General features: G+C 29.5%; 10 protein-coding genes. 9 read left to right on the top strand and 1 reads right to left on the bottom strand.

What is annotated here, in order from left to right; genetic code table 11:
• Window positions 1-3: 3 nt before the first annotated feature.
• The 8 genes from hprK to HMPREF0078_RS04375 all read left to right on the top strand — a co-directional run bounded on the left by hprK (window position 4) and on the right by HMPREF0078_RS04375 (window position 10,219).
• Complete coding sequence (gene hprK, locus HMPREF0078_RS04410; protein ID WP_004838928.1) at window positions 4-936, top strand: HPr(Ser) kinase/phosphatase; 933 nt, start codon at window positions 4-6, stop codon at window positions 934-936.
• Window positions 937-1,039: 103 nt separating this feature from the next.
• Complete coding sequence (gene nifJ, locus HMPREF0078_RS04405; RefSeq protein WP_004838927.1) at window positions 1,040-4,570, top strand: pyruvate:ferredoxin (flavodoxin) oxidoreductase; 3,531 nt, start codon at window positions 1,040-1,042, stop codon at window positions 4,568-4,570.
• 217 nt (window positions 4,571-4,787) lie between these two features.
• A complete protein-coding gene (locus HMPREF0078_RS04400) occupies window positions 4,788-5,141 on the top strand; it encodes an Asp23/Gls24 family envelope stress response protein (RefSeq protein ID WP_019117587.1) in 354 nt (117 codons plus the stop codon).
• 7 nt (window positions 5,142-5,148) lie between these two features.
• Entirely contained in the window at window positions 5,149-6,720 is a 1,572-nt protein-coding gene (locus HMPREF0078_RS04395; RefSeq protein ID WP_004838925.1) for a DAK2 domain-containing protein, read from the top strand.
• Window positions 6,721-6,725: 5 nt separating this feature from the next.
• On the top strand, window positions 6,726-8,705 hold the full coding sequence (locus HMPREF0078_RS04390; RefSeq protein ID WP_004838924.1) for an ATP-dependent DNA helicase RecG: 1,980 nt from the start codon (window positions 6,726-6,728) through the stop codon (window positions 8,703-8,705).
• Complete coding sequence (gene rsmD, locus HMPREF0078_RS04385; protein WP_004838923.1) at window positions 8,705-9,265, top strand: 16S rRNA (guanine(966)-N(2))-methyltransferase RsmD; 561 nt, start codon at window positions 8,705-8,707, stop codon at window positions 9,263-9,265. Before HMPREF0078_RS04390 ends, rsmD begins: the two co-directional genes overlap by 1 nt.
• The gene (gene coaD, locus HMPREF0078_RS04380) at window positions 9,243-9,737 is read left to right on the top strand and encodes a pantetheine-phosphate adenylyltransferase (protein ID WP_004838922.1); all 495 of its coding nucleotides are present in this window, start codon (window positions 9,243-9,245) and stop codon (window positions 9,735-9,737) included. The genes rsmD and coaD overlap by 23 nt, the downstream gene beginning before the upstream one ends.
• Entirely contained in the window at window positions 9,737-10,219 is a 483-nt protein-coding gene (locus tag HMPREF0078_RS04375; RefSeq protein ID WP_004838921.1) for a hypothetical protein, read from the top strand. Before coaD ends, HMPREF0078_RS04375 begins: the two co-directional genes overlap by 1 nt.
• Window positions 10,220-10,240: 21 nt before the next feature.
• On the opposite strand, the gene HMPREF0078_RS04370 is transcribed toward HMPREF0078_RS04375, so the two are convergent.
• Window positions 10,241-11,416: a nucleotidyltransferase family protein gene (locus tag HMPREF0078_RS04370; protein WP_004838920.1), complete on the bottom strand. Its 1,176-nt coding sequence runs from the start codon at window positions 11,414-11,416 to the stop codon at window positions 10,241-10,243.
• 140 nt (window positions 11,417-11,556) lie between these two features.
• Between HMPREF0078_RS04370 and efp the strand changes: the two genes are divergently transcribed.
• Window positions 11,557-12,114, top strand: coding sequence for an elongation factor P (gene efp, locus HMPREF0078_RS04365; RefSeq protein ID WP_004838919.1), 558 nt, complete (start codon window positions 11,557-11,559; stop codon window positions 12,112-12,114).
• Window positions 12,115-12,124 lie beyond the last annotated feature (10 nt).

Raw genomic sequence — 12,124 nt, 5'->3', positions numbered from 1 at the left:
AAAATGGGAAAACAAACAAGCGTAAAATTAAAAGACGTGGTTGAAATTTTAGGTCTTGAAATAGTTCACAAATCCACAGATTATGATGAAGTTATTTTGCAAAGTCCAGATATTAATAGGCCAGGTCTTCAACTTACAGGATATTTGGAAGAATTTCCTTACAAAAGATTACAAATAATAGGAAGTGTAGAATATACTTACCTAACAAGTCTTGACAATAGAATGCAATATGAAAGATTTAGAGGAATATTATCATACAAAATGCCAGCCATACTTTTTTCATACAATGCAGGATTGCCAAAAGATATATTAGACCTTGCTGATTATTATGATATTACAATTTTAAGGTCAAAACTTCCTACTACAAAATTAACATCAATAATTTCACAAGAACTAGAATATATTTTTGCTGATAGAACTCAAATTCACGGAGAACTTCTAGAAGTTTTTGGTGTTGGAGTTTTAATTAGAGGAGAAAGCTCTGTAGGAAAAAGTGAAACGGCTTTAGATTTAGTAAATCGTGGCCATAGACTTGTAGCAGATGATGTTGTTGAAATGGCTGCTTATGATAATAAACTTGTAGGACAAGCTCCAGAAAATATAAGGCATTATACAGAAATTAGAGGTCTTGGAATTGTAGATGTAAGAAGACTATATGGTACAGGCTCTGTAAAAGTTTCAACTGACATAGATTTGGTAATAGAACTTGAACATTGGAGAGAAGACTATGAATATGACAGGTTGGGACTTGATGAGCATTATACAGAAATTTTAAATGTTCAAATTCCAAAAATTTTAATTCCAGTAAGAGCAGGAAGAAATTTAGCTATGATTATCGAAGTTGCAGCTATGAACCAAAGAGAAAAATCTATGGGATATAATGCAGCAAAAGTAATGACAGACAATCTATTTAAAAATTCTGACAATGATAATTAGCTCGTGAAAATATTTGATATTTACTTGACTAATGACGTGATATTTATTATACTAAAAATAGTGTTGACGATAATTGATTCATATAATTTTTAGGAGGTCTTAAATGACAATTAAAAGAGCTATGAAGACTATGGATGGTAATACTGCAGCTGCTCACGTATCTTATGCGTTTACAGATGTAGCAACAATCTATCCAATAACACCTTCATCACCAATGCCTGAAGCAGTAGATGTTTGGGCAGCAAACGGTAGAAAAAACGTATTTGGAAGACCAGTTGAAGTAAAGGAAATGCAATCAGAAGCTGGTGCAGCAGGAGCAGTACACGGAGCACTTGCAGCAGGAGCACTTACTACTACATACACAGCAAGTCAAGGATTATTATTAATGATCCCTAATATGTATAAGATTGCTGGAGAAAGATTGCCAGGTGTATTCCATGTTGCAGCAAGAACACTAGCAACTCACGCACTTTCAATTTATGGTGACCATTCTGACGTTATGGCAGCAAGACAAACAGGATTTGCTATGCTATGTTCAGGATCAGTTCAACAAGTAATGGACTTAGGACCAGTTGCTCACTTAGCAGCAATTGAAGGAAGAATTCCATTTTGCCATTTCTTTGATGGATTTAGAACAAGTCACGAAATTCAAAAAATACAAGTTTGGGACTATGATACATTAGCTCCATTAGTAAACTACGAAGCTGTAGATAAATTTAAAAATGAGTCTTTAAATCCAGAAAGACCAAAAACAATCGGTACAGCTGAAAAGAATATTTTCTTCCAAAGAATGGAAGCTTCAAACCCTGCATATACTGATATAGTAGGTATAACAGAAAACTACATGAACAAAATCAATGAATTAATCGGTACAAATTACGGATTATTCAATTATTATGGTGCAGATGATGCAGAAGAAATCATCATTGCTATGGGTTCTGTTTGCCAAGCAGCTGAAGAAGCTATTGATAAATTAGTAGAAGATGGTAAAAAAGTTGGTATGGTTGAAGTTCACTTATTCAGACCATTCTCAAAAGACCATTTACTAAAAGCTATACCAAAAACAGTAAAGAAAATAGCTGTTTTAGATAGAACAAAAGAAAAAGGTTCAGTTGGAGAACCATTATTACTTGATGTTAAATCAGCTTACTATGATGTAGAAGATAAACCACAAATTATAGGTGGTAGATATGGATTATCTTCAAAAGATACAATCCCTGCAGACATTGAAGCAGCATTTAATAATTTAGCAGGCGAAATGAAAGATGATTTCACATTATCAATTACAGATGATGTTACGAATAAATCACTTGAAAGAACAGATTTAAGAATCAGACAAGAAGGAACAAGTAGATGTAAATTCTGGGGATTCGGATCTGATGGAACAGTTGGAGCTAATAAACAAGCTATCAAAATCATCGGTGATAATACTGATATGTACGCTCAAGGTTACTTTGACTATGATTCTAAAAAATCTGGTGGACTTACAGTATCTCACTTGAGATTTGGTAAAAACCCAATTAGATCAACATATCTATTAGATGAAGCTGACTTTATTTCATGTTCAAAACCAGCTTACGTTAATCAATATGATTTATTAGCTGGACTTAAAGATGGTGGTACATTCTTATTAAACTGCCCATGGTCAGAAGATGAACTTGAACAACATCTACCAGCTTCAATGAAAAAATACATTGCTGAACACAATATTAACTTTAACATAATAGATGCTTCTCACATCGCTGCTAATATTGGATTAGGTTCAAGAACAAATATGATTATGCAATCCGCATTCTTTAACCTTGCAAATGTAATTCCAATAGATGAAGCTATCAAATACCTTAAAGATTCTATAGTTAAAGCTTATGGACATAAGGGTGACGATATTGTAAACATGAACTACAAAGCAGTAGATCAAGGAATTGATGCAGTAGTTAAAGTTAATGTTCCAGATTCATGGAAAGATGCAAAAGATGAAGTTAAAGAAGAAAAAGAACTTCCAGAGTTCATCAAAAACATCGTTAAACCAATGATTGAACAAAAAGAAGACGAACTTCCAGTTTCAGTTTTCAAAGATAGAACAAATGGAGACTTTGAACCAGGTACAACTCAATATGAAAAGAGAGGAATTGCTCTTAACGTGCCAGAATGGCAAATTGATAATTGTATCCAATGTAACCAATGTTCATACGTTTGTCCTCACGCTGTAATTAGACCATTCTTATTAACAGAAGAAGAAAAAGCTAATGCACCAGAAGGATTTGAAACAAAGAAAGCAATTGGTAAGGGAATGGACGGATATGATTTCAGAATCCAAGTTTCACCACTTGATTGTACAGGCTGTGGAAACTGTGCTGATGTATGTCCAGCTCCAAAGAAAGCTCTTCTAATGAAACCTTTCGAAGAAGAAGTTGAAAAAGAAAAAGATAATTGGGAATATGCTCATGAAGAAGTTGGATACAAAGAAGATGTTATGGATCCAATGACAATTAAAGGTTCTCAATTTAAACAACCATTACTTGAGTTCTCAGGTGCTTGTGCAGGATGTGGAGAAACACCATACGCAAAACTTGTTACTCAATTATTTGGAGATAGAATGTATATAGCTAATGCTACAGGTTGTTCATCAATTTGGGGAGCATCATCACCAGCTACACCATATACAACAAATGCTTGTGGACAAGGTCCAGCTTGGGGTAATTCATTATTCGAAGATGCAGCAGAATATGGTTATGGTATGAAACTTGCAGCTGATTCAAACAAACACCTTCTTGAAACATATATGAATCAATTCAATGAATTAGAAGCTGATAGTGAATTAAGCGAAGCATTCAAAGCATGGATTGAAGGAAAAGAAGACGTTAAAGCTTCAAAAGAAGCAACAGCTAAAATTCTTAACCTTGAAGAAAAAGCTAACAGTGTAAGTGATGAAAAACAAAAAGATTTACTACACAAAATATATTCACTAAAAGACTATATGATTAAAAAATCAGTTTGGATATTTGGTGGAGACGGATGGAGCTATGATATTGGATTTGGTGGAGTTGACCACGTACTAGCTAGTGGAGAAAACATCAATATCTTAGTATTCGATACAGAAGTTTACTCAAATACAGGTGGACAATCATCTAAAGCTACACCATTATCAGCAGTAGCACAATTTGCTGCATCTGGTAAAAAGGTTAGAAAGAAAGACCTTGGTTTAATGATGACTTCATACGGCTATGTTTACGTAGCACAAGTTGCTATGGGTGCAAACCAAAACCAAACAATCAAAGCTATGAAAGAAGCTGAAAGCTATGATGGACCATCTCTAATCATCTGCTATGCACCATGTATCAACCACGGTATAAGAATCGGTATGGGTAAATCTCAATTTAGAGAAAAACAAGCTGTTGATGCAGGTTACTGGCACTTATGGAGATTCGATCCAAGACTTGCTGATGAAGGAAAGAATCCATTCCAATTAGATTCAAGAGAACCTAAGGAATCATTCCAAGAATTTATCCAAGGAGAAGTTAGATACTCTTCACTCAAGAGATCATTCCCTGAAACAGCTGACCAATTATATCAAGAAGCAGAAAAAGCTGCAAAAGATAGATATCAAACATATAAGAGATTAGCTGGAAAATAAGATAAATTAAATAAAAATTTTAAAGGATGAGCTTGCTCATCCTTTTTTTGTGCGTAAAATTAATTTTGAAGATTTTATTTTTAAAATTTTACAAAAAAATTTATATTGAAAACTTTTTGAAAATTTTAAATTTAATTTTGCTAAAAGCGTACAATTATAAATATTTACTATTTATGGTATAATAAATTATATATAAAAAAATAAAATGGAGGAGTTTATGGCAATTAAGTATAAAAACAATTACGGTAAAGTTAGTATTTCAGAAACAGTAATTGCAAATATTGCTGCAGCTTCTGTTATGGAATCCTATGGTGTTGTAGGTCTTGCTAGCAGAAGTACAAAAGATGGGTTTTATAAACTTTTAGGCATTGATAATATGAATAGAGGTGTAAAAGTTTTAAGAAATATAGATGGAACTGTGACTATAGATATATCATTGTTTTTAAATTATGGTGTAAGAATTGCAGTTGTATGCCAAAATATAATTGAAAATGTGAAATATAATGTTGAACATTCTCTTAATGTTGGTGTATCTAGTGTAAATATTTTAGTTCAAGGAATTAGAAGTTAGGAGAAATATGAAAAAAATCGATAGTAATAAGTTCAAAAGCATTATTATTAAAGCTTTTGAACTACTTAATGAGAAAAGGGATGTTGTCGATAGCTTAAATGTTTTTCCTGTTCCAGATGGGGATACGGGAACAAATATGACTATGACAATGAAATCTGGTGTAGAAAGAGTAAAGGATACTGAAACTTCGTCTTGTTATGATGTTGCTAAGGCTTTAAGCCAAGGTACTTTGATGGGAGCAAGAGGAAATTCTGGTGTAATTTTATCACAACTTTGTAGGGGAATGTCTAAAGCTATCAAAGGCAAGGATATTATTGATGCAGAAAGTATAAGAGATATTTTTACAGTTGCAAATAAGACTGCTTATAAGGCTGTAATGAAACCTACTGAGGGAACAATTTTAACTGTATCAAGATTGATGGCAGAAGAAGCTAATAACGCTTTTGAAAATAACATTGATATTGATAAGTATTTATATAAAATTATTGCAGCTGGTCATAAGGCTTTGCTTGATACTCCAAATTTATTGCCAGTTTTAAAAGAGGCTAAGGTTGTAGATTCTGGTGGACAAGGGTTGATGTTTTTGCTTGAAGGAGCTTTAAAAGCCTTAAATGGAGAAATTGATATTGAAACTGATTTATCAGAAATTGAAATTGAAGATTTGCCATCAAAAGACTATAATATCGACCTATCAGTAAGTATAAGTGAAGATGAAAAAGATGATTTACTTGAAAAATTAAATGAGCTTTCTACATCTTTGACAGAAGATTTTGATAATGGAATTTTGAGACTTTCATTTGATTGCGATGGTATTAAGGAACTTTTAGAAGTAGTTTCAAATTATGGACAAGTTTTAACAATGAGTGTTGAAAATACTAATCCAGATGTGTTGAATAATATAAAAGTAAACAAAAAACCATCTAAAAAATATGGATTTATAGCTGTTTCAAGGGGAGAAGGCTATGATAAAGTGTTTGAAAGTTTAAATGTTGATAGGATTATTGCTGGTGGGCAAACTATGAACCCTTCAACTGAAGATATTTTTAAGGCAATTGAGAAAGTAGATAGCGAAAATATTATTATCTTCCCTAATAATAAAAATATAATTATGAGCGCTAAACAAGCTTGTCAATTGTCTGATAGAACATGTAGAGTAGTTGAAACTAGGTCAATTCCAGAATCTTTTTCCGCATTGCTTTCATTTGATGAAGATGAGTCATTAGATGAAAATATGGAAAATTTCAACGATGCGATTGAAGATGTAAGAGTTTTGGAAGTTACTATAGCAGTTAGAGATACAAATGTGAATAATGTAGAAATTAGAAAAGATGAATACATTGGCATAGTTGACAATAGTATTGTTACAAGCAAAAAAACAATAGAAAAAACTGCTAGAGAAACTTTGGAGAAAGCTGTTGATGATGACACATCTCTTATAACCATATATTATGGAGAAGATATAGAAGATAAAGAAGCCAGAAAACTTCAAAAATTTGCTCAAAAAAAATTCAAAGATTGCGATGTAGAATTGATTTATGGTGGACAACCTTTATATTATTACACTATTACCTTGGAGTAGGATAGATGGATCTTTTGGACCTAAAAGGTTTAGGCAAAAAGAAAAAAGAATATTTAGAAAAATTATCAATTTATAAGCTAGAAGATTTATATAATTATTATCCTAGGGAGTATGAAGATAGGTCAAAAAAATACGACTTATCCCATGGTCTTGATGGGAATAAACATTATTTTGAATGGAAAATAGAATCAAAGCTTTATACAAATTATAGTAAAAAATTTTCTATTTCTTATCTTTATGCGAGTGAAAATGATAAAAGAATAAAAATAGTATTTTTTAACGACAAATTTTCGCCAAGATCCTTAAAAATCGGACAAACATATAAATTTTATACAAAAATCGTAAAAAATGGTTATGAAATTGAATGCCATAATCCAGAATTTACAGATATAGATGACGATAGAATTGGAAATATTGTACCTATATATCCGCTTACAAAATCTTTGACTAATAAAAATTTATCTGATTTTATAGGTCAAGCCTTAGAATTTTTTGATGAAAATGAAGTTTTATTAGATAAAAAAGTTCTTGATGACTTTAATTTTTCAGATAAACTTTCAAATTTGAAGGAAATTCATTTCCCAACTAGCCTTGAAAATTTAAAAAACGCTAAAAGTCAAATTAAAATTATAGATTTACTGAAGGAATTGATTTTTATTTATGTAATGCAAAAAGAAAATTCCTACCAAGATTTAAATTTAAAATATAATCTAAATGATATTTTAAATAAGCTTGATTTTAAATTGACACCAAGTCAATATAAGTCTTTGATTGAAATTTTAAAAGATTCTACAAGCAAGTCTATTATGAATAGGCTTTTGTGTGGGGATGTTGGAAGTGGTAAGACCATTATTGCACTAATTGTAATGATTATTTTTTCGATAAATTCATACCAAACTTGTATGATGGTTCCAACAGAAGTCTTGGCAATTCAGCAATATGAGAAAAATAAAGAATTTGTTGAAAGCTTTGGCTTAAAAATTTCTTTACTTACATCATCAACAAAAAATAAGGAAGACCTTAAGAATAAAATCAAAAATGGCGAAATAGACATTGTTATTGGGACACATGCTCTTATTGTAGATGATGTAGAATTTAAAAATTTGAAACTAATTGTTGCGGATGAACAGCATAGGTTTGGAGTTAGACAAAGACAAGCCTTATACGAAAAAGGTAATGATGCAAATTACCTAACAATGACAGCAACACCTATTCCAAGGACACTTTTTTTGAAGATGAAAAAATTATTAGATTTATCTCAAATTACTGAACTTCCAAAAGGTAGAGGAGAAATTATAACTGAACTTGTTCTTTTATCAATGGAAAATAGCCTGTTTTCTAAAATAGATGATTTTATAAAAAGTGGTAGGCAAGTTTATGTTGTAAGTGATTCTATAGAGAGTGATGATATAAATTCTTTAGAGAATTTATATAAACGATATAAAAAAAGATTTAAAAATATTAGAATTGAAAAGCTTCACGGGAAACTAAAGGCAAGTGAAAAAGAAGAAATTCTTAGAGATTTTTCTGATGGTAAGATTGATATTTTAATATCTACTACAGTTATAGAAGTTGGAATTGATGTATCTAATGCAAATTGTATGATAATTTATAATGCCAATAATTTTGGTTTATCATCACTACACCAACTTAGAGGAAGAATAGGTAGGGGCTCTTATAAATCATTTTGCTATTTGATTAGCGAAAAAGTTGATGAGAGAAGTAAGCTAAATATAATAAAAAATTCAAACGACGGTTTTGAAATTGCAAAAAAAGATTTGAAACTAAGAGGTGCTGGCAAGATTCTATCAACAATTCAACATGGAAAAAATCTTGATGATGTAAATTATTTTAATTTAAAAGAAGATGAAATAAATCTTTGCTTTAAAATGTTTACATATCTTAAAGATAAAAATTTCGAAGGTGTTAATTTTTCTTATTTAGAAAAATATTTTAATATAGACAAAAGGATTGTGTTAAATTAATGAGAGTAGTAGCTGGAAAGTATAAAGGATTTAATATAAAATCTCCAAAAGCTAACAATTCAAGACCTACAGATAATAAGGTAAAAGAAGCAGTTATGGCTATGCTTTATCCTTACAAAAAAGATTTTACAGCCTTAGATTTATTTTCATGCACAGGGCAAATGGGAATAGAATTTTTATCACACGGTGCAAAAGAGGTTGTTTTTGGAGAATTAAATAATTCAAATTATAAAATACTAAAGGAAAACATAGAAAAAATTCAAAGTCAAAATGCTCTAACTATAAGAGGGGATTTTAGAAAAGTTTTGGAAATTTTAAAAGAAAATAATAAAACTTTTGATTACATATACTTAGATCCTCCTTATAAAGAAGATTATTTGAAAATTAGTCTAGAATATATATTGACCTATCATTTATTAAATAAAAATGGTATAATAATAAGCGAATCAGATAGGAATATTGATTTTTCTGATATGACTAATTTAAATTTGATTAAAGAAAAAAAATATGGAAGGAAAATCATAAAAATTTATTGCTATGAAAGTGATATATCCAGGTAGCTTCGATCCTATTACAATCGGACACTTAGACATAATAAAAAGATTAAATAAGATGTTTGATGAGGTAGTCATTGCTATATTGATAAATGAAGCCAAGCACTCTCTTTTCTCAATTAAAGAGAGAAAACAATTAATAGAAAATGAAATTAAAGAATTTCAGCTAGATAATGTCAAAGTCAAAACTTTCGAAGGTTTGTTAGTTGACTTTGCAAAAAAAGAAAATTCAAAAATTATAATTAGGGGTTTAAGGGCAGTTACAGACTATGAGTATGAAATGAATATTGCTCAATTTAATTCAAGCCTATATGAAGATCTTGAAACTATATTTCTACTTTCTGACCCGAAATTCTCATTTATAAGCTCAAGTGGAGTAAGAGAGCTAGCTAGTTTTGGTGGAGATGTATCTAAATTTGTATCAAAAAATGTAAAAAAAGCTATATATGAAAAAAATAAACTAGGAGGAAAAAACTAATGGCAAATATTAACGAACTAATTGATGAAATTGAAGATATAATGGATAATGCTAGTTCTGTTCCATTTTCAAGAAAGGTTTCAGTTGATCCAGATGAAATTTTTGAAATTGTTAGAGATATGAGAGATTCTCTTCCAACAGAAATCAAAAATGCTCAATGGATTAACGATGAAAAAGAAAGAATTTTGCAAGAAGCAGAAAACGAAGCAAGATCTAAAGTACAAAATGCAAATAATGAAATCAAAAATTTCAAAGAACAAGCTAAAAGCCAATATCAAAGAATGATTTCAGAACATCAAATAACAGCACAAGCTAGACAAGAAGCACAAAGAATTCTTGAAGAAGCAAACCAAGAAGCAAATAAAATTAAACAACAATCATACCAATACATTGACCAATTGTTTACTAAATCATGCGAAAATTTCTCTCAATTGGCACAATCATTGGAAAAAAATAAAGAACATATATTAAATCAAAAATAAAATTTGCAAAATAAAAATCCTCTAATATGAGGATTTTTTAATTGAGATTTTTTCTCTATAATCAATATCAAATTGTCTTCCTATAACCATTGAATATAAATTTGATGCTTTAATCATTTGCTCAAAAATTATTTTATTTTCTTTATTTAATTTATCTATATCCTTTTTTTGCATAATTATATTAAGATTTGTTTCTTTAAATAATTTTGTAGCGTTCTCATTAAAAGCTAAAACTTTTATAAAATTTATATCCACTTCATTAAGTAAAGTTTTATTTTCTAAAAGGTAATTTATCATAAGCCTTTTTATCCTAGATTTTGTAAATCTTTGGCTTGTAGAATTTTTAATAAAATCTTTATAAAATATTTCATCTTTTGCTATTTTTTTTAGATAATTTTCCATACCATCTTCGTAACATAAAATATCATTCATATTTTTTTCTTCTATTAGAATCTTATACCTAAAAAGTTCATATAATAAATCATTTCGTGGAAATATATTGTATTCATTTTTAAATTTTTTTATATAATTATAAGAAAGACTTGGAAGATAATCTTTAATTTTTATATTTTCAATATTATTTCTAATAGAACTTGAAGAAGAAAATGAATCTTTTCTTAATTCAACATCTTTATTCATAGAATTTTTTCTCTTGATAGGTACAATTTCTATATTTGCATTTAGTTTTTTTATAGCTCTTAGATATTCTAAAGCAAGTATATTATTTGCGGAAAAAAATTCTTTATTTTCTATATATTTGATTGAGGCAAGATATGATGCTTTTGCAAAAGACATTCCCTCATCTAGAAAATTCTTTGTATCAATATTTATTCTATTTTCATTTTCAAATATCTTCTCACAAGTCTTTAAAAAATTTTTTTCACTAATATTTTCAATTCCAAATGCAAGATAATCAATTTCTAATTTATTTAAAATTTCTATATTTTTTCTAGCAAAAAGATTTGCTGCTTGTAAAGAAATAAATGAAGGCATTTCAATAACTAAATCTGCAGAAAGCATTGCAGAATTTGCTCTTTTATATTTGTCTATAAGACTTATTTCTCCTCTTTGAACAAAATCTCCACTCATTATTGCAATAACTATATCTGCATTTGTTATTTTTCTTGATTTTTTTTGTATATAATTGTGTCCATTATGAAATGGATTATATTCTGAAATAATTGCTAATTTTTTCATGACAACTCCTTTTATTATTATATCAAATTGTAAAAAATAAAGTGAAAATTTATTTTAGATTATTACATAATTTTACATTTTTATTTAAAAAATAAAATATAAGTGGTATAATATTAGAAAACAACCTATTAGGAGGATATATGATATCAGCAAATGATTTAAGAAAAGGAATAACTTTTGAATATGATGGAGATGTTTATCAAGTAATAGATTTCCAACACGTAAAACCAGGCAAAGGTGCAGCTTTTGTAAGAGCAAAAATAAAATCTGTTATGCAAGGTGGAAATAAAGATGTAACTTTTAACCCAAATGAAAAGTTTGAACAAGCTATTATTTCTACAAAAGAAATGCAATACTTATACAACGACGGACATTTATATTATTTTATGGATCCAGAAACTTTTGAACAAATTCCTGTTGATAAGGATGCAGTTTCTGAAGCAATTCCTTATATAAAAGAAAATGATACAGCTACAATGAGATTTTATAAAAATAACCCATTTTCTATTGAGGCACCTAACTTTGTAGAGCTTGAAGTTGTAAAAACTGAACCTGCAGTTAAGGGAGATACAGCAACAAATGTAACAAAACCTGCAGAAGTTGAAACAGGTGCTATTATAAATGTTCCAGTTTTTGTAAATGAGGGAGATGTTATAAAAATTGATACTAGAAAAGGGGAATATTTATCCAGAGTATAAAGGAGATAAT

Source organism: Anaerococcus vaginalis ATCC 51170 (assembly GCF_000163295.1).
GTDB lineage: Bacteria > Bacillota > Clostridia > Tissierellales > Peptoniphilaceae > Anaerococcus > Anaerococcus vaginalis.
The sequence above is the reverse complement of the archived record's forward strand: the minus strand, read 5'-3'. Positions and strand labels throughout refer to the sequence as shown.

What these genes read in the sequence shown, in the direction of transcription:
- HMPREF0078_RS04370 (WP_004838920.1), bottom strand. Translation starts at nt 11,416, where the DNA reads ATGAAAAAATTAGCAATTATTTCAGAATATAATCCATTTCATAATGGA.
- efp (WP_004838919.1), top strand. Translation starts at nt 11,557, where the DNA reads ATGATATCAGCAAATGATTTAAGAAAAGGAATAACTTTTGAATATGAT.
- coaD (WP_004838922.1), top strand. Translation starts at nt 9,243, where the DNA reads ATGAAAGTGATATATCCAGGTAGCTTCGATCCTATTACAATCGGACAC.
- HMPREF0078_RS04375 (WP_004838921.1), top strand. Translation starts at nt 9,737, where the DNA reads ATGGCAAATATTAACGAACTAATTGATGAAATTGAAGATATAATGGAT.
- hprK (WP_004838928.1), top strand. Translation starts at nt 4, where the DNA reads ATGGGAAAACAAACAAGCGTAAAATTAAAAGACGTGGTTGAAATTTTA.
- HMPREF0078_RS04390 (WP_004838924.1), top strand. Translation starts at nt 6,726, where the DNA reads ATGGATCTTTTGGACCTAAAAGGTTTAGGCAAAAAGAAAAAAGAATAT.
- rsmD (WP_004838923.1), top strand. Translation starts at nt 8,705, where the DNA reads ATGAGAGTAGTAGCTGGAAAGTATAAAGGATTTAATATAAAATCTCCA.
- nifJ (WP_004838927.1), top strand. Translation starts at nt 1,040, where the DNA reads ATGACAATTAAAAGAGCTATGAAGACTATGGATGGTAATACTGCAGCT.
- HMPREF0078_RS04395 (WP_004838925.1), top strand. Translation starts at nt 5,149, where the DNA reads ATGAAAAAAATCGATAGTAATAAGTTCAAAAGCATTATTATTAAAGCT.
- HMPREF0078_RS04400 (WP_019117587.1), top strand. Translation starts at nt 4,788, where the DNA reads ATGGCAATTAAGTATAAAAACAATTACGGTAAAGTTAGTATTTCAGAA.